The sequence below is a fragment of the Jiella mangrovi genome (assembly GCF_017815135.1).
Classification (GTDB): Bacteria; Pseudomonadota; Alphaproteobacteria; order Rhizobiales; family Rhizobiaceae; genus Jiella; species Jiella mangrovi.
This window is the reverse complement of the sequence record NZ_JAGJCF010000007.1, coordinates 13827-38923: the sequence shown is the minus strand read 5'-3', so window position 1 is coordinate 38923 and position 25097 is coordinate 13827. Positions and strand designations below refer to the sequence as shown.

Sequence of the window (25097 nt, the reverse complement as noted above, 5' to 3'; positions counted from 1 at the left end):
CCCTATTCGGCCGCCAGCGATGCATCGGCGCCGATATAGGCATCGACGACCTCCAGGGCCTGTTCGCGAAAGACGTCCGCTTCCTGCAACAATTCGTGCCGCGCCCGTGGGATCGTCAGGCTCGAGCCGCAGCGCATGCGAAAGGCGAGGCGCTCGGCGGCGGATGGCGAGACCACCTGATCGGCGCCGGGAATGACAAACAGCGACGGGATCGAGAGCGCCGCGATCTCGGCGGAGCTTTCCAGCCGCCGCATCGCGCGGGTCATCGATGCAAGCCAGGCGACCGTCGGCCTATCGACGAAGAGGTCCGGCGCGATTTGCGCGAGCAGGCGGTTGCGCTTGTAGCGCGTAAGGTCAGACGTGAGGGGATTGTCGGCCGGGTTCGGCAGCCGGCCGGGGATCGACCGGCGCACCGGGCGTGTGGACAAGCCGAGCCAGCGGGCCGTGTGGGCGATGCGATCGAGCGTCGCAAGCGAGGGCAGGCTCGGCGCGAAGCCGATGAGCGGCGCGAGCAGCACCAGCCGTTCCACCTGGTTGACGAGCCGCGACGAGGCGTGAAGGGCGATGAGCCCTCCCATCGAATGGGCGAGGATGTTGTACGGTGCCCGGCAATCGGGCAGCACGACCTCCTGCATCATGCATTCCACGTCGATCAGATACTGGCCGATATGCTTGACGTGACCAAGGCTCGACTGCGCGATGAGCCGTTCCGAGCCGCCCTGACCGCGCCAGTCGAAGGTGACGACGGCGAAGCCGCGCGCGTTGAGGTCGACCATCGTCTCGAAATATTTTTCGAGCGATTCGTTGCGCCCCTGAAGGAGAAGGACGGTGCCGCGCGAGGAATTCTCGCCCTTCGAGATCGCGTAGCGCAGCCGCTTTCGATCGGACGTCGTCAGATAACGGACGACGAGCCCCTTTGGCGCCGGGTTGCCGGGAACTTCGAAGATTTTGGGCTGCTCTCGTATATCGCTCATGGTCGCATCTTGGCCATCGCGTTCAGCTGTCTCGAGCAGCCCGCTGGGTTCCATACATACACGCCAGTCTGGCCGAAAAGTCCTAACGAGACCGAGCCCATCGCCGTGTGTCTTCTGATCTCAGTGCCGCGTCGTCACGTCTCGACGGCTTGGCCCTGTTCGGCCGCCTCGACCTCCTTGGCGAAGTTGTCGAAGAACTGGCCGGACAGCTTCTTGGCCGAGGAATCGATCAGTCGCCCGCCGAGCTGGGCGAGCTTGCCGCCGACCTGGGCGCTGACCTCGTAGGTCAGGATGGTCTCGGCGCCGTCCTCGGCGAGATGGACGTCCGCGCCACCCTTGGCAAAGCCGGCAATGCCGCCCTTGCCCTCGCCGACGATCGAGTAGCTCTCGGGCGGGTTCATGTTTTCCAGGCGCACCTCGCCGTTGAACTTCGCCTTCACCGGCCCGACCTTGGCCGTGACCGTCGCCTTCATCTCGTTGTCGCCGGTCTTTTCCAGCTCCTCGCAGCCCGGAATGCAGCGTTTGAGAACCTCCGGGTCGTTGAGCTTGTCCCAGACGGTTTCGCGGCTTGCCGGCAAGCGGTATTCACCCTTCAGATCCATGACGGTTCTCCCCTGATGCGTCCGGCCGAGCATGCGGCCGCGATCATTGTCTTGCAACGTTCCTTTAGTTGACGGTTTTGCGGGTTTTGCCAAGCCGTTCGAGACGCGATAGAGACCGCGGGATGCCGGCAGGCCGGCAAAATGTTAGTTGAGGAGATCCGCCCTTGGCGCGAAGCCGCCGTTCGCAGCAGTCGAGCGTTTCGAACGAGGCGCGGCGCCCGCCCGCCAAGGGCCGAGGCGGCGCGGACGACAAGCCGCCGCGCGAGCGGCCGGCGCGTCAGAGCGCGGCAGAGCCCGCCGTGCCGGCAAAGCGGCTCGATCTCGCGCCTGCCGTCGGCGAAAGGCCCGGCCTCGAAGCGCCGGTCGTCCTGACGGTTCTGCCGGGAAAGGACTACGAGCTCGTCGACAGCGGCGATGGCGAGAAGCTCGAGCGCTATGGCGATCTGCGCATTCGCCGTCCGGAAAACCAGGCGATCTGGCCGCGCCGCCTCGGCACCAAGGACTGGGAGGGCGCCAGCGCCGTCTTTTCCGGAGATGTGGAAGAAGAGGGCCTCGGGCGCTGGCAGTTTCCCGGCGAGCCGCTCGGCGAGACCTGGCCGATGGCCCATGACGGGCTTTCCTATCTCGGCCGTTTCACCTCGTTCCGCCATGTCGGCGTGTTCCCCGAACAGGCGGCGCACTGGGCTTTCGTCGAGGACCGGATCGCAAGGCGGATCAGAGCGGGATCGACGCCGCGCCTCCTCAACCTTTTCGGCTATACCGGCCTTGCCTCGCTGATCGCCGCCCGGGCCGGGGCCGAGGTCACCCATATCGACGCCTCGAAGAAGGCGATCGGCTGGGCCCGCGAGAATCAGGAAATGGCGGGCCTCCTCGACAAGCCGATCCGCTGGATCTGCGAGGATGCCGTTCGCTATGTCGAGCGCGAGGTGAAACGCGGCAAGAGCTACGACATCATCCTTCTCGACCCGCCGAAATTCGGCCGCGGCCCGAAGGGCGAGACCTGGCAGCTCTTCGACGACCTGCCCTATCTCGTCTCCCTGACCCGCGCACTTCTTTCGCAAAAGCCCGATTGCATCGTTCTCACCGCCTATTCGATCCGCTCTTCCTTCTATTCTCTCGGCGCACTGATGGGCGAAGCCTTTCGCGGCCTTTCGGGGAAGATCGAGGCGGGCGAACTGGTGATCGGCGAGGCCGGCGACGAGCCGCGGCTCCTCTCAACCTCGCTCTTCTGCCGCTGGATTGCCGATGACTGACGAGACGTATTCTTCGCGCCGACCCGGCGGAGCGCTGGCCGCGCCCGGCCGGATCAAGGAAATTTCGAGCGTCTCCAACCCGATCGTCAAGGACATCCGGGCGCTCGCCCAGAAGCGCCATCGCGACGAAACCGGACTGTTCCTCGTCGAGGGGCTGAAGCTCGTTCTCGACGGGATCGAGAGCGGCTGGGATCTTGCGACCCTCGTGGTTTCGAAGGCCGCGCTGCAGGGCGGCAGCGAGGTGCTCACCCGCGCCGTATCGCGCGCCGTCGGTCTCGGCGCAGACGTCGTCGAGGCGAGCGCCAAGGTGCTGGAGGCGATCGCCCGGCGGGACAATCCGCAGGCGGCGATCGGCGTCTTCAGGCGCCAGCTCATGCCGATTTCGAGGATCAGGCTGCAGCCCGGAGAGGTCGCCGTCGCTCTCGACCGGGTGCGCGATCCCGGCAATCTCGGCACCATCCTTCGCACCATCGATGCGACCGGCGCCAAAGCCGTCATCCTCGTCGGCGACTGCGTCGATCCGTTTTCTCTCGAGACCGTGCGGGCGACGATGGGCTCGATCTTCGCGGTCCCCGTCGTGAAGGCGAAGGCGGCGGAGTTTCTCGACTGGCGGGCCGGTTTTACGGGACAGATCGTCGGCACCCACATGTCCGGGACGGTCGATTACCGCGCACCGGACTACGCCGGCGGCGCGACGCTCCTGTTCATGGGCAACGAACAGGCGGGGCTTTCGGAGGAAATGGCGGCCGCCTGCTCGGTGCTCGTTCGCATTCCGCAGGCCGGACGCGCCGACAGCCTCAATCTCGCCGTCGCGACGGGTGTCATGCTGTTCGAGGCACGCCGGGGAGCGCTCGTGCTATGAACACTCGTCTGATCGTGTGGAACCTCGCACTCGTCGTCATTGCCGTCGTCCTCGACCAGGTGGTCAAGGCGATCGTCGTCGCCACCATGCCGCTCGGCTCGGCGATCGAGATCCTGCCGTTTCTGGCCCTGTATCATGCCCGCAATACCGGCATCGCCTTCTCGATGTTTGCCGGGCTCGGCGATGTCGGCCTGTCGCTGCTTGCCGCGGCGGTTCTGGCGGTCGTGCTGTTCCTGTGGTGGAAGACCCCGGCCTGGCGCAGGCTCACCCATTTCGGTCTCGCCATCATCGTCGGCGGCGCGATCGGCAATCTGATCGACCGCGTCAGCCTCGGCTATGTCGTCGACTACGTCTATTTCCACACGCCGGCCTTCGACTTCGCGGTCTTCAATCTCGCCGATGCCTTCATCACCGTCGGGGCGGTCATCCTCCTCGTCGACGAGTTCATCCTCGCCGGAGGCGCCCGGGCTCGCCCGGACAAGGCAGGCAGCGACGTCGATTGACAAAGGCCGCGCGGCGCCCTTTCTCCTCACCAAGATAACGAGCGCGGACATGGCCGAGCGGCCGCGATCCGGACAGCCGCGACAAAAGGGAGACGACGATGGCCGAGACCTTCCGGGCAATCCTGATCTCGCGTGACGACGACAAGAAGCAGTCGGTCGATGTCGTCGAACTGACGCCGGACGATCTGATGGATGGCGATGTCGACGTGAAGGTCGCGGCGACCACGGTCAACTACAAGGATGGTCTGGCGATCACGGGGAAATCGCCCGTCGTCCGTCGCTGGCCGATGATCCCCGGCGTCGATCTCGCCGGCACCGTCGTGCGCTCTGACAATGCCAGATGGAAGCCCGGCGACGAAGTGGTGCTGAACGGCTGGGGCGTCGGCGAGACCCATTACGGCGCCTATGCCGGCCTTTCCCGGCTGAAGGGCGAGTGGCTCGTCGCACTGCCCGAACGCTTCTCGGCGCGCGATGCGATGGCGATCGGGACGGCCGGCTATACGGCGATGCTGTCGGTGCTCGCCCTCGAGGCGGCCGGCCTGTCGCCGAAGGACGGGCCGGCGGTCGTCACCGGCGCGTCGGGCGGTGTCGGGTCTTTCGCCATCGCGCTTCTGGCCAAACGCGGCTGGGAGGTTCTCGCCGTCACCGGCCGCACCGCGGAGGCGGACTATCTGAAGGCGCTCGGCGCCAGCGAGATCGTCGACCGCGCCGAGCTCTCCGATCCGGGCAAGCCCTTGTCCAAGGAGCGCTGGATCGCCGGCATCGACGCGGTTGGAAGTCACACGCTGGCCAATGTCCTTGCCGCGACGAGATACGGCGGGGCGGTCGCTGCCTGCGGACTGGCGCAGGGGATGGAACTTCCGTCCTCGGTCGCCCCCTTCATCCTCAGGGGCGTTTCCCTTCTCGGCATCGATTCTGTTATGGCTTCGCTCGAAAGACGGGAAGCGGCATGGCGGCGCTTGTCGGAGGATCTCGACCAGTCGGTTCTCGATCAGATCGCCACCGATATCGGTTTCGACGATTTGATCGGTGCTGCGCGCGATATCATCGACGGGAAGATCCGCGGCCGCATCGTTGCGAAAATGACGGGATGACTGCCGATGTTCTCAGTTCACGAAACGAGCCACGGCGATTATTCCGCAATCGGAACTTGTTTTGCAGGCTTAGCGAGCGTCATACTGCCTGAATTCAGTCACGAAACCGTTGCCGAAAATTCGTAAATCGTCGTGGCACGCCTGATGGTGGATGGAGAGCAGGGATGGCAACACAAAGTCTCGGGATCACGGACGAAGCGCTCGAAGCGCGCGATCTTGCCTTTGATGGCGGACCGGGAGGCCCCGTGAAACCGTCGCTGCCCTTCTCCTTCCGCAAGATCGGGTTCGACGGCGAATCCGGCGGCTTCGGAGCGATGCCGGCCAAGATCCTGCATTTCGTGCGCCGGTTCGATCCCTCGTCGCCGCTGCTCGGCCGGATTGGCGATCTCGAGGTGCGGCTCGCGCGCAACGCCGGTGAGGTCAAGGCGGCGCAGCAGCTGCGCTACCGGGTCTTCTACGAGGAAATGAGCGCCCAGCCCACGAAACTGCAGAAGATGACACGGCGGGATCGCGACGGTTTCGACCGTTACTGCGACCATCTCCTCGTCGTCGACCACAGCCGGGGCGGGCCGATCACCCGGCGCATCGTCGGCACCTACCGGCTGATGCGCGGCGAGCGGGCGTTGCTCGCCGGCGGCTTCTACACGGCGCAGGAATTCGACATCGCGCCGATGCTGGCGCGCCATCCTGGCAAGCGTTTCCTCGAACTCGGCCGCTCCTGTGTCTTGAAGGACTATCGCGGCAAGCGCACGGTCGAGCTGCTCTGGCAGGGCATCTGGGCCTATGTCCTGGCCAACGACATCGACGTATTGTTCGGCTGCGCTTCGCTTTCGGGGACCGATCCGCAAACGCTGGCCGCGCCGCTGGCCTTCCTTCAGGCGAATGCGGCCGCGCCGGAGGAATGGCGTGTGCGCGCCCATGCCCATCGCGGCACTTTCGCCGATGCGCAAGGCGCCGAGATCGACGCGCGCCGGGCGCTCGCCGTGCTGCCGCCACTCCTCAAAGGATATCTCAGGCTCGGCGGTTATGTCGGCGAGGGCGCGGTCGTTGATCATCAGTTCGGCACGACGGACGTTCTCGTCGTCCTGCCGCGCAAGAACATCAATCCCCGCTATGTCGGCCATTACGGCGCCGACGCCAGCCGCTTCGCGGCGTAACGCGCGCGGGCCGGGCCTGGCCGCCCCATGATGCAAAGCCCGGCAGAAGGACGGCGCCGGGCTTTGGAGCGTCGTGCGTTCGGATGGACGCCAGAGTGCATGACAGTTTCGTCGAACGGCGCATATCGAGGGCCTTGCACTCCGGGATCAGGCGTCCGCCTTTGTCGCGCTCGTCATGCTCGGGCCCCGTCCCGAGCATCCAGTGCGCCGATTAAGCTTCTACTTCGTCAAACGCTTCGTCGTTCTCGGGACGGGGCCCAAGCATGACGAAGCGTCGAACGGTGCGCCTTCTCCTGCAAGTCGCGGCCGGCGCGCGAGCATCGTGTCGTGCAGGGTCGTGGACGCAGAAAGGACGCTCCGAGGGTCTGAAACGAAACATCGGGCTTCCCAAATCGATTCCGATCTTGAGGGCCGATGCTTCAGGTTCGTCACTCCCCGATGCGCACGACGCTGCGGGTCTTCATGTCGACGATCACCGGCTGACCGCGGAAATAGAAATAGGCGAAGGTCGAGCTGCCCTCGGGGCGCTGGAGCTTCACTGACGCGGGGACCGAATCGCCGAGGGCCGGCGGGGTCGGCAGTCTGGCATTGTCGGTCGGATGCGCGAGCGCGTATTGCAGAACATTGACCTTCTCGTTGGCGGCGCTGGCCGGCACGAGCATTGCAAGCTGCAGCCCGAAAATCGCGGCCCCGAAAATCGCGGCAATGGCAAGGCGCGTGGTTTTCGCTGGCATCAGGACTTTCCTCTCAATCTCGAGAGCCCGAAACGCGACGGCGCACGGACGAACTCGCTCTCATAATCGCACAGCCCCGATGAACGGAAGCTGAGCGACGGGGCAAAAGCAAGGCGCGGCCCTGCCTTTGCCTGAAGATGGTCGTTACGCCCATTGTCTTGAAGGGGCGTGAAGCCTTTGTCGATTTCGGGCGGTGGCGGGCTGCCGCATCGATGGAATGGCGGGGATGATCGTCTCGCCCCGCTTGCGTGCCGATCGCTGCCCCGATAGCGATTCGCCATGTCCGCTGGCCGGCAGACGGGACCCTCGGCGCAATGTCGGGGGCCGGCCAGTATTCCCGATCGCACGACGAGGTGACACCCGGCCGATGACCAGCGACGCCGCCCCGACGCCGATGATGGCCCAGTATATCGAGATCAAGGCGGCCAATCCCGATTGCCTGCTGTTCTACCGCATGGGCGATTTCTACGAGCTGTTCTTCGAGGACGCGGCCGAGGCCTCGCGGGCGCTCGGCATCACCCTGACCAAGCGCGGCAAGCATCTGGGCGAGGACATCCCGATGGCGGGCGTGCCGATCCACGCCGCCGACGACTATCTGCAGAAGCTGATCGCCCTCGGCCACCGGGTGGCGGTGTGCGAGCAGCTGGAGGACCCCGCCGAGGCGAAGAAGCGCGGCGCCAAGTCGGTGGTCAAGCGCGACGTCGTGCGCCTGATCACCCCCGGGACGATCACCGAAGAGGCGCTGCTGGAGCCCGGCCGCGCCAATTATCTGATGACCCTCACACGGATCGGCGGCGGCGAGGCGCCGGACTACGCGCTGGCCTGGGCCGATCTTTCCACCGGCATCTTCCGCACCTCGGCCGTCGGCGCCGACGGCATCGAGGCCGAGATCGCCGCCGTCGAGCCGAGCGAGATCGTGGTTGCCGACACGCTGTTCCACGATCCGGCCTTCGCCCCGCGGCTGAAGCGTTTCGGCCGGGCGGTGCGGCCGGAGCCGCAGGCCTTCTTCGACGGCGCGACCGCCGAAGCGCGGATCTGCCGCTTCTTCGACGTCGCGACACTGGAAGGTCTCGGCCGCTTCTCGCGGGCCGAACTGTCTGCCGCCGCCGCGCTGATCGCCTATCTCGGCAAGACGCAGCTTGCGGCAAAGCCGATGCTGGAGCGGCCGGTGCAGGTCTCGGCCGGAACCATCATGGAGATCGATCCGGCGACGCGCTTCTCGCTGGAGCTCACCCGGACGCTCTCGGGCAAGCGCCAGGGCTCGCTGCTGTCGACGATCGACCGGACCGTGACCGGGGCGGGGGCGCGCCTGCTCGCCGCGCGCCTCGCGGCGCCGCTGACGGACGTCGCGGCGATTTCCGCGCGCCAGGACGCCGTCGCCTTCTTCGTCGACGAGCCGGAGCTGCGGCGGGGCTTGCGCAAGGCGCTCGCCGGCCTGCCCGATTGCGAGCGGGCGCTTTCACGCCTGGCGCTCGGGCGGGCGGGGCCGCGCGACCTTTCCGCCGTGCGCGACTGTCTCGCCGCCGCCCTTGCCGTCGGTGAAATGCTTCCCGAGGACCTGCCGGCCGAGATGGCGGCGTGCCGGCTCGCCATCCTGGCTCTGCCGCGCGACCTTGCGCAGACCCTTGCAAGCCATCTCGCCGACCCCGCGCCAGCCCTAAAGCGCGATGGCGGCTTCGTGCGCGAGGGGGCGATCGCCGCACTCGACGAGGCGCGGGCACTTGGCGAGAACTCGCGGCGGGTGATCGCCGAACTCGAGGCCCGCTATGTGGCCGAGACCGGCATTCGCGGCCTGCGGATCAAATACAACAACGTCCTTGGCTATTTCGTCGAGACGAACGAGGCGAACGCCAAGGTGTTGATGGCGGGCGAGAACGCCGCGACCTTCTCCCACCGCCAGACCATGGCAAATGCCATGCGGTTTTCGACCGAGGAGCTGAGCGGGCTGGAAAGCCGGATCGCCGGCGCGGTGAGCGAGGCTCTGGCGATCGAGCTCGCCTGCTTCGATGATCTCGGCGCGGCGATCCTCGATGCCAGCGAGGCGCTGCGCGCCGGCGCCGAGGCGCTGGCCGTCCTCGACGTATCGTCGGGCCTTGCCGAAATGGCCGTCGAGGCCGGATGGACCCGGCCGCTGGTCGACGATTCGCTCGCCTTCGTCATCGAGGGCGGGCGGCACCCGGTGGTCGAGGCGGCGCTGAAGGCGGGATCGGGCGAGCCCTTCGTCGCCAACGATTGCGATCTGTCTCCCCGCAATGGGGGCGGCTCGAAGGGCGACGGGGGCAAGGGCTCGATCTGGCTTTTGACCGGCCCCAACATGGGCGGCAAGTCGACCTTCCTCAGGCAGAACGCGATCATTGCCGTGCTCGCCCAGATCGGCGCCTTCGTTCCGGCCGCCAAGGCCCGTATCGGCGTCGTCGACCGGCTGTTCTCGCGGGTCGGGGCGTCGGACGATCTGGCCGAGGGGCGCTCGACCTTCATGGTGGAGATGGTCGAGACCGCAGCGATCCTCAATCAGGCCGGCGAGCGCGCCCTCGTCATTCTGGACGAGATCGGCCGCGGCACCGCCACCTATGACGGCCTGTCGCTCGCCTTCGCGACCGTGGAACATCTGCATGAGGCAAATCGCTGCCGCGCCCTCTTCGCCACCCATTTCCACGAAATGACGGCGCTCGCCAAGAAGCTCTCCCGGATCAGCAACGCGACGATGCGGGTGAAGGAATACAAGGGCGAGGTGATCTTCCTGCACGAGGTGACGGCCGGCGTCGCTGATCGCTCCTACGGTATCCAGGTGGCCAAGCTCGCGGGACTGCCGGCCTCCGTCGTGGCGCGGGCAAGGCATGTTCTCGCCGAGCTCGAGCGTGGCGGCAGCCAGGCGCGGCGGACTGCCTTCATCGACGATCTGCCGCTGTTCTCAGCGGCGCTGAACCGGCAGGAGAAAGAACCCGAAGCGGCCGCAGCGTCTGCGGCGGAGAAGGATGCTTCGGCAAAGCTCGTCGAGGCGATCGCCGCGCTCGACCCGGACGCTCTCTCGCCGAAAGCCGCGCTCGAGGAACTCTACCGGCTGAAGACGCTCGCCAAGACCCAATGATCGTGGTGTCTGCAAACGTCACCCGGGTGGCTGTCCCGGGAGCGCTTTGTTCCGGGCCGCCCTGCCCATATGCCGAGTGCCGCCGGTAGGCTGCGAAATTGCGCAGGCAGCCTGACTGTCGCCGGATCCGTGAACACACCGTGACCGAATGACGCAGAAGTCAAAGGAACCGCTGCCGTCTGGGCCCGTTGTACAGTCATACCAAACCGAACTAACGCCGGTTTGCCGCTAAGTCGCGACAAATCGAATCTATTCGGCCCGATGAATTCGAGAGGAATTACATGAAAACGACCGCCATTTTCTCCGCCGCCCTTCTTGGTGCTTCCATGTTCAGCTACGGTGCCCTGGCTCAGACCAGCCCGGATGTTCCTGGTTCGGAAACACAGGTCGAAATGCAGAACGCGCAGGAGCGCGACAACGTCGCCGACGACGCCGGCATGGGCAATGCGGCAGTCTCGCAGCCGTCGAGCGAGACCATCGTTCCGGGCAGCGACAGCCAGCGTGCCAATAACCGCGCCGATCAGCGTGACGCGGTTGCGGCCGACGACACGATGAGCACCGGCGCGATGAATGCCGACGGTGCGACGGACGGCGGCCCGATCGTTCCGGGGTCCGGCGCGACCTTCGGCGACACGAATGCTCCCAAGAGCCAGGCCGATCAGGCTCTCCAGGACGAAGCTCCGACCAACTCGGTGCAGTAAGACGTCTCTCCGTCGCATGACGTCGACGGTTCAGGGCCGCCCCGGCAGACGCTGGGGCGGCCCTTCTCTTTGCCGGTGCCGGGACATGCGATATAGCCGGGCGGCCCTTTAAAGACGCCGCAGGATTGCAGATGTCTCATCAGGCGGTCTCAAACCGCGCGAATGTCGTTCCGGACGATGAAAATGCCGTACAGATCGACGTTTCGCCCTTCATTGATTCGGTCGGCCTTGCTGCACGCCTGACGAAGATCGCCGAAGCCGACAGTGCCGGAGGCGCGTCGGATGCCGCAAGAGGGGCCGTCCTCTCGCTGCTACGCGAGACAATTCGTGAAGCGCGCGGCCGCATCGAAGAGAGTTTCAGGCAGGACAACGCGGGTCTCGACTGCGCCAAGCGCCTGGCATCGGTCCAGGACGTGGTGATCGCGACCATCCACGACTTCGCGCTGCGCCATGTCTTTGGCTCGTCGAATCTTTCGGCGGGCGAGCGCATGGCGATCGTCGCCGTGGGTGGCTACGGGCGCGGCACGCTGGCGCCGGGCTCCGACATCGATCTTCTGTTTCTCCTGCCCTACAAGCAGACCGCCCTTGGCGAACAGGTGGTCGAGTATCTCCTGTATCTTCTGTGGGATCTCGGCTTCAAGGTCGGCCATGCGACGCGTGACATCGACGAGTGCATCAAGCTCGCCCGCGCCGACATGACGATCCGCACCTCGATCCTCGAGCGTTGGCTGATCGTCGGCGATCAGGCGCTGTTCGATGAACTCGGCCAGCGTTTCGAGAGCGAAGTCGTCGAGGGGACGAGCGAGGCCTTCATCGCCGCCAAGCTCGCCGAACGCTCCGCCCGTCACGCCAAGCTCGGCAACACCCGCTATCTCGTCGAGCCGAATGTGAAGGAGGGCAAGGGCGGGCTGCGCGATCTCAACACGCTGTTCTGGATCGCCAAGTATCACTACCGCGTGAGGACGCCCGAAGCGCTCGCCGAACTCGGCGTGATCTCGCGGCGCGAACTCCGCCTGTTCCAGAAGGCCGAGGACTTTCTGTGGGCGGTGCGCTGCCACATGCACTTCGTGACCGGCAAGGCGGAAGAGCGGCTGTCCTTCGATCTCCAGCCGGAGATCGCCGACCGTCTCGGCTACAATGCCCATCCGGGGCTGAAGGACGTCGAGCGGTTCATGAAGCACTACTTCCTGATCGCCAAGGACGTCGGCGATCTGACCCGCATCCTCTGCGCCGCGCTGGAGGAGCAGCATGCCAAGCCGGCGCCCGGCATCTCGGGCATCCGCAATCTCGTGCGCAGCCTGCGCAGCCGGGCGAAAAAGATCCCCGGCACCATCGACTTTCACATCGACAACAACCGCATCAACGTCTCCTCGCCGACGGTCTTCAAGGACGATCCGGTCAATCTCGTGCGGGTGTTCCGGCTCGCGGCCTCGAACGAGCTCGAATATCACCCCGATACCTTGAAGCTGATCCGCCGTTCCTTGCGGCTGATCAATGGCGAGCTTCGCGAGAACCGGGAAGCCAACAGCCTGTTTCTCGACGTTCTGACCGACCGGACCAATCCGGAATTCCATCTGCGGCGGATGAACGAGGCCGGCGTCCTCGGCCGGTTCATTCCCGAATTCGGCAAGATCGTCGCGATGATGCAGTTCTCGATGTATCATCACTATACCGTCGACGAGCATCTCCTGCGCACCATCGACAATCTGTCTCGCATCGAGCGGGGCGAGCTGACGGTCGATCATCCGATGTCGAGCGAGCTCGTCCGATCGATCAAGGACCGCCGGGTGCTTTACGTTGCCTCGCTGATCCACGACATCGCCAAGGGCCGGCCGGAGGATCACTCGATCGCCGGCGCGCGCGTGGCGCGCAAGCTGTGTCCGCGGCTCGGGCTCGACGAGCGCGAGACGGACCTCGTCTCCTGGCTGGTCGAGGATCATCTCGTCATGTCGATGACGGCACAGCAGCGCGATATCAACGACCGCAAGACCATCCTCGATTTCGCCGAAAGGGTGCGGACCCTCGAGCGGCTGAATCTCCTGATGATCCTGACGGTCTGTGACATCCGCGCAGTGGGGCCGGGGGTCTGGAACGGCTGGAAGGGCCAGCTCCTGCGCACGCTGTATCTCGAGACCGAGCCGACGCTGACCGGCGGCTTCACCCGCTCGACCCGGGCCGAGCGGCTCGGCGCCTCGCGCGAGCGGCTGGCGGCGCGGCTCTCGGAGTGGAGCGAGGCGGAACGGGCGGAATATCTCGAGCTGCATTATCCGAACTATTTCCTGACGACGCCGCTCGAGGAGCAGGTCCGCCATGCGGATTTCATCCGTGACGCATCCTCTTCCGGCGAGCCGCTGGCGACCCGTGTCAGAACCGACGTCTTCCAGGGGATCACCGAGATCATGGTGCTGGCGCCGGACCATCCGCGGCTGCTCTCGTCGATCGCCGGCGCCTGCGCGGGAGCCGGGGCCAACATCGCCGACGCCCAGGTCTTCACCATGTCGGACGGACGCGCCCTCGACGTTCTGGTGTTGAACCGCGAATTCACCGAGGACGCCGACGAGCTTCGTCGCGGCGAGCGGATCTCCGGCTACATCCGCGCGCTCCTGCAGGGCAAGGATACCCGCCGGCGACTGATTTCGGGGCAGAAGTCGAAGCGACCGCCAGCCGCCTTTTCGATCCATCCGAGCGTCAGGATCGACAACGACCTCTCCAACCAGTTCACCGTCGTCGAAATCGAAGGCCTCGACCGGCCGGGGCTCCTGTCGGATCTGACGAGGGCGATGGCCGACCTCAATCTCGACATCCGCTCGGCGCACATCTCGACCTATGGCGAGAAGGCGGTCGACGTCTTCTACGTCACCGATCTTCTGGGAACAAAGATCACGTCGGACAGCCGGACGGAGCGGATCATCGCGTGGCTGACCCACATGTTTGAAAATCCCGGAAGCGAGCCGCCGACCGTTGGCATCATGCCGGCGGAGAAAGTCTATGGGCCGGCGCGGCCATGAGCCTTCTGTCCAAGTTCGCGACGGTCGGGGGCGCGACCCTCGTCAGCCGGATGTTCGGTTTCGCCCGCGAAATGCTGATGGCCTCGGCGCTGGGTGTCGGCCCTGTCGCCGACGCGTTCAACCTCGCCTTCCGCTTTCCCAACCTGTTTCGCCGCCTGTTCGCCGAGGGTGCCTTCAACGCGGCCTTCATTCCCCTGTTTTCACGATCGCTGGAGGAAGAGGGCGAGGAGGGCGCCCGGCGCTTCGCCACGGAAGTCTTCTCGACGCTGTTCACGGTGCTGACCGTCCTCACCGTCCTGGCGATGATCTTCATGCCGTTCCTCGTCAAGACCATCATCGCGCCGGGCCTTGCGGTCTGCGTCGACGACCCGTCGGCCGGCGGCGCGGTGATCTCCTGCGCCGATCGCTACGAGATCACCATCGCCTTTTCGCGCATCATGTTTCCCTATCTCGCCTGCATGTCGCTCATGGCCATGGTGTCGGGGATCCTCAACGCCTTCCGCCGTTTCTTCGCCGCCGCCGTGGCGCCAACGCTCCTCAATTTCGTCCTCATCGGGGTGATTTCCTACGCCCTGTGGATCGGCGCCGACAAGCAGACCATCGGCGCCTTCATGAGCTGGGGCGTGCTCGTCGCCGGCTTTGCTCAGCTGGCTATGGTCGTGATCGCCATGAAGTTAGCCGGCTTCGGCGTGTCGCTGAAGCGTCCGCGCTGGACCAAGGGCCTGAAGCGCCTTCTGGTTCTTGCCGGCCCGGCGGCGCTGATCGGCGGGATCACCCAGATCAACCTCTTCGTCGGCCAGGCGATCGCCTCCTTCAAGCCGGGCGCGGTGTCGATCCTGCAATATGCTGACCGGCCCTATCAGCTGCCGCTCGGCATGGTCGGTGTCGCGATCGGTGTCGTCCTGTTGCCGGAACTCTCCCGCGCGCTGAAGGCGGGGCATCTGCGCGAGGCCCAGCACACCCAGAACCGCTCGCTGGAATTCGCGCTGTTCCTCACCGTGCCGGCGGCGGTCGCCTTGTTCCTCATCCCCGAGCCGATCATCCGGGTGATCTACGAGCGCGGCTCGTTCGAGCCTTCCGCCACCGTCGCCGTCGCCTCGGTCCTCGGGCTCTACGCCCTCGGATTGCCGGCCTTCGTGATGATCAAGGTGTTCTCGCCGGGCTACTTCGCCCGCGAAGACACCAAGACGCCGATGATCGCGACGCTGATCTCGGCCGGCGCCAACATCGCCCTCTCGCTCGGCCTGTTCTGGCTCCTTGCCGAACGCGGCATTGCGCTGGCGACGACCCTGGCCGGCTGGTTGAATGCGGGGCTTTTGTTCCTCGGGCTCTACCGGCGCGGACTTTGGGAGATGGACCGGGCGCTTCTGAAACGGGCGACACTGGTCTGCCTGTGTTCGGCGGTGATGGGCGGTGTCCTCGTCTTCGGCCTCGCCGAGCTTTCGCCCTGGCTCGGCTCCGGCGACGGGCTGCACCGCCAGCTGCCGGCGCTCGGCGCTCTCGTCCTCGCCGCCATGGCGATCTACTTCATTCTCGCCTTTGCGACGGGAGCGGCGGATCGCAGCCAGATCATGAAGACCGTCCGGCGCCGGCGGCCGAAAGCGGCCGCAAGCAGTTCGGATCAATAGCCCATGACCCGCCGCTCGGTCGCCCGTATGGCGCTTTTGGTAGAAGACTATGACCTCGCGATCGCTTGGTTCTGCGATCGTCTCGATTTCGTCCTCGTCGAAGACACGCCGCTTGGTAATGGCAAGCGCTGGGTTCGCATTGCCCCGGGAAACGGGGCGGGTGCGGAATTGCTTCTCGCCCGTCCGGCCGATGATTCGCAGCGCGCTTTCGTTGGAAAGCAGGGCGGAGGCCGAGTGTTTCTTTTTCTCGAGACAGATGATTTCGCAAGAGATCACGCGCGCATGGCCGCGGCTGGCGTCCGGTTCATCGAGGCGCCACGCGTCGAGCCCTATGGTAAGGTCGCTGTCTTCGAGGACCTTTGCGGCAATCGCTGGGACCTGATCGAGCCGACGTAAGGCAGCCCTGTCGTCAGCGGCGCTGGAACGTCAGATAGGCCGGCGGCCGCCCCTCGCGGATGGCTTTTGCCTCGTAGCGCGTGCCCGGCCAGCCGTCGAAGGGCGTGTGCCAGTCTGCCGGTCGCTGCGCCGTCCAGTTAAAGCCGGCGTGATCGGCGACGTGGCGCAGCGTCCAGTTGACGTAGGTGTCGATGTCCGAGGCAAAGCGGAACAGCCCGCCGGGCTTCAGGACGCGGGCGAAGCGGTCGAGGTTCCTGGCGTTCACGAAGCGGCGCTTGAAGTGTTTCTTCTTCGGCCAGGGATCGGGATAGTTGAGATCGATGGCGTCGAGCGAGGCATCCGGCAGCCAGTCGAGCAGCATCGCCGCGTCGTCGTCGTAAAGCCGAAGGTTGTCGCGCGGGGCGTCTTCGAGGGCCGAGAGCAGCTTGGCCATGCCGTTGACGAAGGGTTCGACGCCGATGAAGCCGCAGGCGGGATCCTCGCCCGAACGGTGGAGGAGATGTTCGCCGCCGCCAAATCCGATTTCCAGCCTCGCGCGCTCGACGGGCGCCTCGAACAGGCGCGCCAGATCGGCCGGAGCCGGCTGTGCGAGATCGACGCGAAGATGCGGCAGGCGCTGCTCGATGAGATCGGCCTGATGCTGGCGAAGTTTCGGGCCTTTCAGCCGGCCGAAAAAGGCTTCGCGGCGACGTTCGGGACGGTCCTCTGCGACCATGGGAGATGGCTCCGGTTCGATGCGGCCGGCGATGGCGAGACGCAGGCCCTTTATAGCGATCGTCTCGATCGTGCAGGACAAAGCAAAGGGCCCGGCGCTGGCCGGGCCCGATGGTTTTCTCACCTTGCCCTGCGCCGCGCCGCGCCGGTGATCGGCTGTCGGGGGGCGCGGCAGGGCGTGGCACGGCGAAGGGTCAGGCCTTGAGCGCTGCCTTCAGCTTCGGCGCGAGATCGGTCTTTTCCCAGGAGAACGAGCCGTCCCGGCCGGGCTTGCGGCCGAAATGGCCATAGGACGACGTCTTGGCGTAGATCGGCTTGTTGAGGTCGAGATGCCGGCGAATGCCGGTCGGCGACAGGTCCATGACCGAACGGATAGCCTTCTCCACTTCCGCCTCGCCGACATTCTTGCCGGTGTCGTGGAGGTTGACATAGACCGAGACCGGCTGGGCGACACCGATCGCATAGGCGATCTGGATCGTGCACTTCTCGGCAAGACCCGCCGCGACGACGTTCTTGGCGAGATAGCGCGCGGCATAGGCGGCCGAGCGGTCGACCTTGGTCGTGTCCTTGCCGGAAAAGGCGCCGCCGCCATGGGGCGCCGCGCCGCCATAGGTGTCGACGATGATCTTGCGGCCGGTGAGGCCGGCGTCGCCGTCCGGGCCGCCGATGACGAACTTGCCGGTCGGGTTGATGTACCAGATGCAGTCGTCGTCGATCGGCATGTCGCCGAGCGCCTCGCGGATATAGGGCTCGACCACCTGGCGAACCTTGGCCGAATCCCAGCTTTCGTCGACATGCTGGGTGGACAGGACGATCGAGGTGACGGCAGCCGGCTTGTCGTTCTCGTAGCGGATCGTCACCTGGCTCTTGGCGTCGGGGCCGAGACGGGCGACCTCGCCCTCGCCGGCCTTCCTGGCCGCCGCGAGCAGTTCGAGCATCTTGTGCGAATAATAGATCGGCGCCGGCATCAGCTCCGGCGTCTCCTTGCAGGCATAACCGAACATGATGCCCTGGTCGCCGGCGCCTTCCTCGATGTCGTTCGCGCCGGCCTTGTCGCGGATCTCATGGGCCTTGTCGACGCCCTGGGCGATGTCGGCCGACTGGGAGTGGAGGAGAACGTCGATCTTGCAGGTCTTCCAGTGAAACCCGTCCTGCTCGTAGCCGATATTGCGGATGGCCCTGCGTGCCGCCGACTTGAAGCGCGAGGGGTTGATGACGTCCTTGCCGTTCTTGTCGGTCTTCATCAGCGACGGCGGCAAACGGACCTCGCCGGCAATCACCACGCGATTGGTCGTCGCCAGTGTCTCGCAGGCGATGCGCACCGACCAGGGATCGACGCCGGCCTTCTTGGCTTCCCGATAGACCAGGTCGACGATCTCGTCGGAGATGCGGTCGCAGACCTTGTCGGGATGACCTTCGGACACGCTTTCGCTGGTGAATAGGTAGTCGCTGCGTGGCATCCTAATTCCCTCTGATGAAGCCGCACGAGCCGGCAGATGCGGACAATCCACATCACTGCCGATGCAAACGCGGCCGGGATGGAAGAGTTTGGGGCGCGGAATTACCCGCTGGCCGCGGTGGGGTTTGCGGCACGTGCACTATCAGGTCAAGGAGATTAAGTGCTAAAAAGCGCCGAAATGGCGCAAATTTTCAGCTTTTCGGCAGCTCTTCGGCGGAGCCGGCAAGGGTGCGAACGAGGTCGATGACGCGCTTGCGGACTTTCGGATCGGCGATCTTGACGAAGGCGCGATTGAGCTGAAGCCCTTCGGATGTCGACAGAAAATCGACCACGTAGTCGGAGCCGGATTCCTGCAGGCCGCCGCCGCCCGAACCCGGCGAGTTCGGTGCGTCTTCGAAGAAATAGGCGACCGGCACGCTGAGAACATCGGAGATATTCTGCAGGCGGCTTGCGCCGATCCGGTTCGAGCCCTTCTCGTATTTCTGTACCTGCTGGAAGGTGATGCCGAGCGCCTCGCCGAGTTTCTCCTGGCTCATGCCGAGCATGGTACGTCGAAGCCTGACCCGCGATCCGACATGCGTGTCGATCGGGTTGGGCTTCTTCTTGCTCTCCTGCATCGCTTACGCCTTCTCGCTTCTTGCCACCCAGGGGCTACGCCAGCCGGGAGGCCAAATGGTAAGGGCCTTGCGTGAGCATGAACAGAAACTCACAAATCCTTATCATCGCCAACGGCGTCGCTCATTACCGCCGCGATGTCAATCCAATTGCCGGCTGATGAATAACCATATGCTTACTGAAATCGCGAAACTTGCAACCAAGAGTACGAAGAAGGGAAGATTTCGAAGGCGGGAATAAGGCGTTGCCGGCGCCGCCGCCGGAAGCGCGGATTCGATCGTACCCGTCGCCCCGAGCGCGAGAGCGTCGATCTCCCGGCCGTAAGCGTCGGTGACGACGGAAATGCCGGTATTGGCAGCCCTGATCAAAGGAAGACCCAGGGCAACGGCGGAGAGTTCGGCCAGCCTCAGATGCTGGTAGGGGCCCGGCGTGTTGCCGAACCAGCCGTCATTGGTATCGTTGACGAGAAAGCCGGGGCGGTCCTTGGCTATGCTGGGCGCGATCTCGGCCGGGAAGATGGCTTCGTAGCACACCAGCGGCAGGAAGGACGGCGACCCGTCGATCGGCACCGGATCGTGCGCGCTGCCGGCCGAGAAGCCGCCCGGCATCTGGCTGAGATTCATGATCCCGAGGCTTTCGAAAAACCGGCCGAAGGGCATGTATTCGCCGAAGGGGACGAGGTGCACCTTGTCCCTGGCATCGACGATCTCGCCATTGTCGTCGATGACGAGGACGGAGTTGTAGAGGCGCTCGCGGCCCGAGGCGAGGGTCTCGATGCGCGGCGCGCCGGCGATCAGCATCTCGCCGGGCTCGATCATGTCGGCAAGCCTCGCGATCGCCTCGGGGCGCTCGGTGAGGATGAAGGGCAGCGAGGATTCCGCCCAGACGATCAAGGTGCGCTCCTGCGGCGCCGTCTCGACGATCTTGGCGCCAGTCCCCTGTTCGGGCTTTGCGGGACGCGCCTCCCGGCCCTTTTCGGTGACGGCGATCTGGCGGGCGAAGATCTTCTGGGCTGCGGCCTCGTCGAACTTGTCGGACTGGGGAATGTTCGCCTGGACGACGCTGACGCGGGTGCCATCGACGAATTTCGTCGGATTGGCGGCGAGCCGGACGTAGCCGTAACCGATATGGCCGGCCGCAATCAGGACGGCGAGCGTGACGACCGGCACGCGCCCGTGCCTGTCGGCCAGCACGGCGGGCGCCGCGAAGACGAACACGGCCAGAAGGCTGATCCCGTGTATGCCGACGAGGCTGACGCTCTGCATCAGCATCGGCGTCGGCGCTGCGAGAACGCCGATCTCGTTCCACGGAAAGCCGGTGAGAACAAAGGATCGCAGCCACTCGAAAAGGCCGAAAGAGGCTGCGAGAACCAGGATCCGAAAGGCGCTGTGCGACCAGAACCGCCGCGCGAGCATCGTCGACAGGCCGAAATAGACGGCGCAAACGGCAGGCAGGCCGAGGACGGCGAAGGGGATGAACACGGCGAAAGCGGCGGCATCCACCAGCATCGCGCTGCCGAGCCACCACAGCCCGGCCACGAAATAGCCGAAGCCGAACAGCCAGCCGATCCAGAAATCGGCGAGAAGCGTGCGCAAGAGCGTTTGACGTGCCCCGATCCCGTCGAGCAGCCAGACGAGGACGGGGAAGGCGACGAAGGCGCTGGCGGGAAAGTCGATCGGCGGCAGCGCGAGCGTCGCCAGCGCGCCCGCCGCGATCGCGGCAAGGACGCGCGGCAGCCCTTCGAGCAGCATCACCCGGCCAGCGAGGCGGTCGATGAACCTGCCCGCACCCGCGTTTTCGCTCTGGCTTATCGCTGCGCTCAACCGCCCCCGCCCGCAGTTCCCGATGCTTTTGGCCCTTGACGCTGGGCTTATCGTAGAACGGCAATTGACGCCAGATGACTTTCGTCAGCCTGTCTTCGGATCACGCCTGATCGGCGAGACCCTCGACGATGCGCCGTCGCTTCTCGCCCTGGCGGAAGCGCACGATCCGCACTCGGCGCACCCGGCGCGGATCGGCCTCCAGCACCTGGAACTCGAAGCCAGGGACCGCCTGTACGACCTCGCCCCGCGCCGGCACCCGGCCGAGCTCGGAAAACAAAAGCCCGCCGATCGTATCGGCCTCTTCTTCATATTCGGAGATGTCGAAATCCTCGCCGACGACGCGCTTGACGTCGTCGAGATCGGCGCGGGCATCGGCATAGAAGATGCCGTCGCCGCGCTCGGTGATCATCACCGCCTCGTCGTCGTGCTCGTCCTCGATGTTGCCGACCACCATCTCGATCACGTCTTCCAGCGAGACGAGGCCGTCCGTGCCGCCATATTCGTCGATGACCAGCGCCATCTGGATGCGTGCGGCCTGCATTCTCGCCATCAGGTCGGTGGCGAGCATGGAGGGCGGCACGAACAGCACCTTGCGGATGATCCCGAGCGCCTCGACCTTGCGGGCGAGGTTGATCTGCCTCAGATCGAGGCCGGCGCGCGGCTTCTTCGCCGCCGTGCCATTGCCGTTCTGCGGCTTGGCCGGCCGGGCGACGCGCGTGATGTGGCTGACGACGTCGCGGATGTGGATCATGCCGCGCGGATCGTCGAGGCTTTCGCCATAGACCGGCATGCGCGAATGGCCGCTCGCCTCGAACTGCTTCATCATCTCGCCGAGGGTGGTGGTGATCTCCACGGCGCGGATGTCGGCGCGCGGCACCATGATGTCCTCGACGCGGACCTCGCGCAGCCTCAGAATGTTGTTGAGCATCGCCCGCTCGGTGGGCGAGAAGGCGTCCTCTTCCTGACCCTGGGTCAGGAGCGCCTTGGTCAGGTCTTCCCGGACAAGCCTCGGCATGCGCGGGCGCAACCGGTCGAACAGGCCGTCGAAGAAGCCTCGTCCGCCGTGGCCGGCGGGCACGGGCTGGACGGAGGGCGGGCGACTTCGGTCGTCGCCGGCGCTATCCTCGCTCGCGGAAGCCGCCTCCACGGGCGGTCGCTCTGCGGCGGTATCAGTGCGTGGCATCGTCTCACTCAAAGTGTTTGTGGCCCTGAAGATAGAGGATTATCGGCAGAGTTGCGAGACCGCTCATCGAGATGGCGGTCCATCGGGCGCTGCCATTTCGCGATAAGGGTCCGATATGCCGAGCCCGGCGAGGATGGCAACCTCCGCCTCCTCCATCGCGGCCGCGTCCTCGTCCTCGACGTGATCGTAGCCGAGAAGGTGGAGGAAGCCGTGGACGAGAAGATGGCGGAGATGGTCGGGGAGGGCTTTCGCCTCCGCTTCGGCTTCCCGCTCGAGGGTCTCGAACGCCACGAGAAGATCGCCGGCGAGCGGGCCTGGCAAGTCGCCGGGATCGAGCGCCGCCATCGGAAATGACAGGATATTCGTCGGCCTGTCCTTGCCGCGCCATTCGCGATTGGCCGCGCGGACCGTCTCGTCGTCGGCGAAGGTGACGGAGATTTCCGTTTCCAGGCTCTCGGGAAGGCCGAGATGGCGGCAGGCGGCGGCCAGCGCCTGCCCCGTCAGCGACGAAAGCTCGCCGGTTGCGAACCTGTCGCTCCAGCCATCCGCCTCGACCGCGATCACCACGGTGGTCGCGGCAAAACCCGGCAGGGACTGAGTAAAACTCACGTTCCCCTCAGGCCCGTCCGCCTCTTGCCCGTCTGTCGAAGACGTCTCGCGCGCAGCGCTCATCTTCCCGCACTTTCGCTCATATGGTTTTCACCGCGTCGAAATCCTCGCGGTTCTCCCGGTGGCGTCATGGCGATTTCACCGATCGAGGGGCAGGCCGCTGGCGCCGCGCTGCTCCGTCGCGTCCCGCTCATAGGCCTCGACGATCGCCTGGACCATAGGATGGCGCACGACGTCCTTGGCCTCGAAGCGAACCGTCACGACGTTGGAAACGCCGTCGAGAACGCGCAGCGCCTCGACGAGGCCCGATTTCTGGCCCGGCGGCAGATCGATCTGCGACGGGTCGCCGGTCACGGCCATGCGGGCGTTCTCGCCCAGACGGGTGAGAAACATCTTCATCTGCATCGACGTGGTGTTCTGCGCCTCGTCGAGAATCACCGCGGCATTGGCGAGCGTGCGACCGCGCATGAAGGCCAGCGGCGCGATCTCGATGGCACCCGCCGTCAACGCCCGCTCGACCTTCTCGGCCGGGATCATGTCGTAGAGCGCGTCGTAGAGCGGCCGCAGATACGGATCGACCTTTTCCTTCATGTCGCCCGGCAGGAAGCCGAGCCGCTCGCCGGCCTCGACGGCCGGCCGCGTCAGGATGATGCGGTCGACCTGACCGCGCTCGAGAAGCTGCGCGGCATGGGCGACGGCGAGATAGGTCTTGCCGGTGCCGGCGGGGCCGACGCCGAAGACGAGCTCGGCCCGGTCGAGAGCGCGCATATAGGCGTCCTGGGTGGGCGTTCGGGCATGAATCGTCTTCTTGCGGGTGGAAATCTGGGCGAGCGCCATCCGGCCCTTTTTCTCCAGGGTCGGCAGGACGAGCTGGTCGTCCTGGGCGATCGCCATGCGGACCGCGCCATCGACATCCTTGGAGCCGATGTCGCTGCCGCTCTGGAGGCGCTCATACAGATGATCGAGGGCGCGTCGTCCCTGCTCGACGGCCGAGGCCTCGCCACGGATCTCCACCTTGTTGCCGCGCGCCCTGGCATCGACGCCCAGCTTCTGCTCGAGCAGCGCCAGATGTTCGTCGAACTGGCCGAAAAGCGCGCTCGCCAGCCGATTGTCCTCGAAGTTGAGGACGATGTGCGCCATGTCCGATGCGCCGGAAACCGGGGCCGCGCCGCGCACTGATTTCATGCGACCATCCCTGCTGGTTGGTGCGAAGTGGAAGGATCGAACATCATGGCACCCTTGCCGATCAAGGAGTTGGCGACGGCTTCGGCGATCTCGACCGTCACGACATCGCCGATCGCGCCGGCGGTTTTCGCCATTACGACGGGCTGGAGATAGGGCGAGCGCCCGACGATCTGGCCCGGATGCCGGCCGGGCTTTTCGACGAGAACGCTCAATGTGCGGCCGAGAAGGCTCTCGGCGAAGGCCCGCTGCTGCCTCGTCACGAGTTCCTGCAGCCTTGCCAGCCGCTCGACCTTCACCGGCTCTTCCACATGCCCGTCCATCTCGGCGCCCGGCGTGCCGGGGCGGGGCGAATATTTGAACGAGAAGGCCGAGGCGTAACCCACCTCTTCGATCAGCCGCATCGTCGCCTCGAAGTCCGCGTCGCTCTCGCCTGGAAAGCCGACGATGAAATCGCCGGAAAGCGCGATGTCCGGCCGGGCCGCGCGGATCCTGTCGATCAGCCGCAGATAGTCCTCTGCCGTATGGCGACGGTTCATGGCCTTGAGGATCTTGTCGGAGCCCGACTGCACCGGCAGATGCAGATAGGGCATCAACTCGGCGAGATCGCGATGGGCGGCGATCAGTTCGTCGTTCATGTCGCGGGGATGGGAGGTGGTGTAGCGCAGCCGTTCGAGACCCGGAATCTCGGCGAGTGCGAAGAGGAGACCGCCGAGGCCGACGGGCCGGCCGGCCGCGTCCTCGCCATGCCAGGCATTGACGTTCTGGCCGAGCAGCGTCACCTCGCGCACGCCGGCCTCGGCCAGCTGGCGGGCCTCGTCGATGATCTGGACGAAGGAGCGCGAGACCTCGGCGCCGCGCGTATAGGGCACGACGCAGAAGGTGCAGAACTTGTCGCAGCCCTCCTGCACGGTGAGAAAGGCGGTGACGCCGCGGGCCTTGAGCTGCGCGGGCTTGGCCTGCGGCAGATGGTCGAACTTGTCTTCGACGGCGTAGTCGGTGTCGATCACCCGCTCGCCCTTTGCGACCCGCGCCAGCGCCTCGGGCAGGCGGTGATAGGTCTGCGGGCCGATGACGAGGTCGACGACGGGCGCCCTTGCAATGATCTCCTCGCCCTCGGCCTGGGCGACGCAGCCGGCGACGGCGACCCGCAGATCCTTGGCAAGCTCGCCCTCGGACTTCATCTTGCGGATGCGGCCGAGCTCGGAATAGATCTTCTCGGCGGCCTTTTCGCGGATATGGCAGGTGTTGATGAGGACGAGATCGGCCTCTTCCATCGCCGCGGTCGCCACATAGCCGTCGCTCGCCAGCGCATCGCCCATGCGCTGGGAATCGTAGACATTCATCTGGCAGCCATATGTCTTGATGAAGACCTTGCGCGAACCGGCAGGGTTCGTCGGCGAAACTGTCGCTTGGCTGGTATCCGTCATGCGCCCTTCAGTTCAGGCTTTCGTTCCGTGGTCTCGCCCTGCCGCAGGCCGTCGGCAAACGGGGCGTCAGGAGCTTTTCACT

The 25097-nt window shown here is 65.6% G+C and carries 21 protein-coding genes; 10 read left to right on the top strand and 11 right to left on the bottom strand.

The window, feature by feature from the left end:
- Window positions 1–2 precede the first annotated feature (2 nt).
- Both J6595_RS12035 and J6595_RS12030 read right to left on the bottom strand, forming a co-directional pair.
- Complete coding sequence (locus J6595_RS12035) at window positions 3–974, bottom strand: alpha/beta fold hydrolase (protein WP_209594811.1); 972 nt, start codon at window positions 972–974, stop codon at window positions 3–5.
- A 134-nt stretch (window positions 975–1108) separates the two neighbouring features.
- Window positions 1109–1576, bottom strand: coding sequence for an SRPBCC family protein (locus J6595_RS12030; RefSeq protein WP_209594810.1), 468 nt, complete (start codon window positions 1574–1576; stop codon window positions 1109–1111).
- A 164-nt stretch (window positions 1577–1740) separates the two neighbouring features.
- On the opposite strand from J6595_RS12030, the gene J6595_RS12025 reads away from it, so the two are divergent.
- From J6595_RS12025 to olsB, 5 genes are all read left to right on the top strand, one after another.
- Entirely contained in the window at window positions 1741–2829 is a 1089-nt protein-coding gene (locus J6595_RS12025) for a class I SAM-dependent methyltransferase (RefSeq protein ID WP_209594809.1), read from the top strand.
- Window positions 2822–3691, top strand: a complete 870-nt coding sequence (locus tag J6595_RS12020; protein ID WP_209594808.1) for a TrmH family RNA methyltransferase — start codon at window positions 2822–2824, stop codon at window positions 3689–3691. Before J6595_RS12025 ends, J6595_RS12020 begins: the two co-directional genes overlap by 8 nt.
- The gene (gene lspA, locus J6595_RS12015) at window positions 3688–4194 is read left to right on the top strand and encodes a signal peptidase II (protein ID WP_209594807.1); all 507 of its coding nucleotides are present in this window, start codon (window positions 3688–3690) and stop codon (window positions 4192–4194) included. Before J6595_RS12020 ends, lspA begins: the two co-directional genes overlap by 4 nt.
- A 98-nt stretch (window positions 4195–4292) precedes the next feature.
- Complete coding sequence (gene acuI, locus J6595_RS12010) at window positions 4293–5288, top strand: acrylyl-CoA reductase (NADPH) (protein ID WP_209594806.1); 996 nt, start codon at window positions 4293–4295, stop codon at window positions 5286–5288.
- A 314-nt stretch (window positions 5289–5602) separates the two neighbouring features.
- On the top strand, window positions 5603–6445 hold the full coding sequence (gene olsB, locus J6595_RS12005) for a l-ornithine N(alpha)-acyltransferase (RefSeq protein ID WP_209594985.1): 843 nt from the start codon (window positions 5603–5605) through the stop codon (window positions 6443–6445).
- Between the two features lie 428 nt (window positions 6446–6873).
- Here the strand turns inward: olsB and J6595_RS12000 are convergent, their stop codons facing one another.
- Window positions 6874–7179: a DUF1236 domain-containing protein gene (locus J6595_RS12000; RefSeq protein WP_209594805.1), complete on the bottom strand. Its 306-nt coding sequence runs from the start codon at window positions 7177–7179 to the stop codon at window positions 6874–6876.
- 367 nt (window positions 7180–7546) lie between these two features.
- On the opposite strand from J6595_RS12000, the gene mutS reads away from it, so the two are divergent.
- The 5 genes from mutS (at window position 7547) to J6595_RS11975 (ending at window position 16000) form a co-directional block, all read left to right on the top strand.
- Window positions 7547–10267, top strand: a complete 2721-nt coding sequence (mutS, locus tag J6595_RS11995; RefSeq protein ID WP_209594804.1) for a DNA mismatch repair protein MutS — start codon at window positions 7547–7549, stop codon at window positions 10265–10267.
- A 281-nt stretch (window positions 10268–10548) separates the two neighbouring features.
- A complete protein-coding gene (locus J6595_RS11990) occupies window positions 10549–10968 on the top strand; it encodes a hypothetical protein (RefSeq protein ID WP_209594803.1) in 420 nt (139 codons plus the stop codon).
- A 131-nt stretch (window positions 10969–11099) separates the two neighbouring features.
- Window positions 11100–13976: a [protein-PII] uridylyltransferase gene (locus tag J6595_RS11985; RefSeq protein ID WP_209594802.1), complete on the top strand. Its 2877-nt coding sequence runs from the start codon at window positions 11100–11102 to the stop codon at window positions 13974–13976.
- Window positions 13973–15604 carry a murein biosynthesis integral membrane protein MurJ gene (gene murJ / locus J6595_RS11980; RefSeq protein WP_209594801.1) on the top strand — a complete coding sequence of 544 codons (1632 nt, stop codon included), beginning with the start codon at window positions 13973–13975 and terminating at the stop codon, window positions 15602–15604. Before J6595_RS11985 ends, murJ begins: the two co-directional genes overlap by 4 nt.
- A 3-nt stretch (window positions 15605–15607) precedes the next feature.
- Complete coding sequence (locus tag J6595_RS11975; RefSeq protein ID WP_209594800.1) at window positions 15608–16000, top strand: VOC family protein; 393 nt, start codon at window positions 15608–15610, stop codon at window positions 15998–16000.
- Window positions 16001–16013: 13 nt separating this feature from the next.
- On the opposite strand, the gene trmB is transcribed toward J6595_RS11975, so the two are convergent.
- From trmB to miaB, 8 genes are all read right to left on the bottom strand, one after another.
- Window positions 16014–16715 carry a tRNA (guanine(46)-N(7))-methyltransferase TrmB gene (gene trmB, locus J6595_RS11970; protein ID WP_209594799.1) on the bottom strand — a complete coding sequence of 234 codons (702 nt, stop codon included), beginning with the start codon at window positions 16713–16715 and terminating at the stop codon, window positions 16014–16016.
- A gap of 193 nt (window positions 16716–16908) precedes the next feature.
- On the bottom strand, window positions 16909–18174 hold the full coding sequence (metK, locus tag J6595_RS11965) for a methionine adenosyltransferase (RefSeq protein ID WP_209594798.1): 1266 nt from the start codon (window positions 18172–18174) through the stop codon (window positions 16909–16911).
- 190 nt (window positions 18175–18364) lie between these two features.
- Window positions 18365–18790, bottom strand: coding sequence for a helix-turn-helix domain-containing protein (locus J6595_RS11960; protein WP_209594797.1), 426 nt, complete (start codon window positions 18788–18790; stop codon window positions 18365–18367).
- Between the two features lie 138 nt (window positions 18791–18928).
- Window positions 18929–20611 (bottom strand): apolipoprotein N-acyltransferase, encoded by a 1683-nt coding sequence (gene lnt, locus J6595_RS11955; protein ID WP_245198258.1) that lies wholly within the window; start codon window positions 20609–20611, stop codon window positions 18929–18931.
- Window positions 20612–20711: 100 nt separating this feature from the next.
- Entirely contained in the window at window positions 20712–21794 is a 1083-nt protein-coding gene (locus J6595_RS11950; RefSeq protein WP_425342144.1) for a hemolysin family protein, read from the bottom strand.
- A 63-nt stretch (window positions 21795–21857) separates the two neighbouring features.
- Entirely contained in the window at window positions 21858–22403 is a 546-nt protein-coding gene (gene ybeY, locus J6595_RS11945) for an rRNA maturation RNase YbeY (protein WP_342453172.1), read from the bottom strand.
- A 138-nt stretch (window positions 22404–22541) separates the two neighbouring features.
- Entirely contained in the window at window positions 22542–23588 is a 1047-nt protein-coding gene (locus J6595_RS11940) for a PhoH family protein (protein WP_209594795.1), read from the bottom strand.
- Window positions 23585–25015, bottom strand: a complete 1431-nt coding sequence (miaB, locus tag J6595_RS11935; RefSeq protein ID WP_209594794.1) for a tRNA (N6-isopentenyl adenosine(37)-C2)-methylthiotransferase MiaB — start codon at window positions 25013–25015, stop codon at window positions 23585–23587. The genes J6595_RS11940 and miaB overlap by 4 nt, the downstream gene beginning before the upstream one ends.
- Window positions 25016–25097: the final 82 nt, after the last annotated feature.

What these genes read in the sequence shown, in the direction of transcription:
- J6595_RS12035 (WP_209594811.1), bottom strand. Translation starts at nt 974, where the DNA reads ATGAGCGATATACGAGAGCAGCCCAAAATCTTCGAAGTTCCCGGCAAC.
- J6595_RS12030 (WP_209594810.1), bottom strand. Translation starts at nt 1,576, where the DNA reads ATGGATCTGAAGGGTGAATACCGCTTGCCGGCAAGCCGCGAAACCGTC.
- J6595_RS12020 (WP_209594808.1), top strand. Translation starts at nt 2,822, where the DNA reads ATGACTGACGAGACGTATTCTTCGCGCCGACCCGGCGGAGCGCTGGCC.
- lspA (WP_209594807.1), top strand. Translation starts at nt 3,688, where the DNA reads ATGAACACTCGTCTGATCGTGTGGAACCTCGCACTCGTCGTCATTGCC.
- acuI (WP_209594806.1), top strand. Translation starts at nt 4,293, where the DNA reads ATGGCCGAGACCTTCCGGGCAATCCTGATCTCGCGTGACGACGACAAG.
- olsB (WP_209594985.1), top strand. Translation starts at nt 5,603, where the DNA reads ATGCCGGCCAAGATCCTGCATTTCGTGCGCCGGTTCGATCCCTCGTCG.
- J6595_RS12000 (WP_209594805.1), bottom strand. Translation starts at nt 7,179, where the DNA reads ATGCCAGCGAAAACCACGCGCCTTGCCATTGCCGCGATTTTCGGGGCC.
- mutS (WP_209594804.1), top strand. Translation starts at nt 7,547, where the DNA reads ATGACCAGCGACGCCGCCCCGACGCCGATGATGGCCCAGTATATCGAG.
- J6595_RS11990 (WP_209594803.1), top strand. Translation starts at nt 10,549, where the DNA reads ATGAAAACGACCGCCATTTTCTCCGCCGCCCTTCTTGGTGCTTCCATG.
- J6595_RS11985 (WP_209594802.1), top strand. Translation starts at nt 11,100, where the DNA reads ATGTCTCATCAGGCGGTCTCAAACCGCGCGAATGTCGTTCCGGACGAT.
- murJ (WP_209594801.1), top strand. Translation starts at nt 13,973, where the DNA reads ATGAGCCTTCTGTCCAAGTTCGCGACGGTCGGGGGCGCGACCCTCGTC.
- J6595_RS11975 (WP_209594800.1), top strand. Translation starts at nt 15,608, where the DNA reads ATGACCCGCCGCTCGGTCGCCCGTATGGCGCTTTTGGTAGAAGACTAT.
- trmB (WP_209594799.1), bottom strand. Translation starts at nt 16,715, where the DNA reads ATGGTCGCAGAGGACCGTCCCGAACGTCGCCGCGAAGCCTTTTTCGGC.
- metK (WP_209594798.1), bottom strand. Translation starts at nt 18,174, where the DNA reads ATGCCACGCAGCGACTACCTATTCACCAGCGAAAGCGTGTCCGAAGGT.
- J6595_RS11960 (WP_209594797.1), bottom strand. Translation starts at nt 18,790, where the DNA reads ATGCAGGAGAGCAAGAAGAAGCCCAACCCGATCGACACGCATGTCGGA.
- J6595_RS11950 (WP_425342144.1), bottom strand. Translation starts at nt 21,794, where the DNA reads ATGCCACGCACTGATACCGCCGCAGAGCGACCGCCCGTGGAGGCGGCT.
- J6595_RS11940 (WP_209594795.1), bottom strand. Translation starts at nt 23,588, where the DNA reads ATGAAATCAGTGCGCGGCGCGGCCCCGGTTTCCGGCGCATCGGACATG.
- miaB (WP_209594794.1), bottom strand. Translation starts at nt 25,015, where the DNA reads ATGACGGATACCAGCCAAGCGACAGTTTCGCCGACGAACCCTGCCGGT.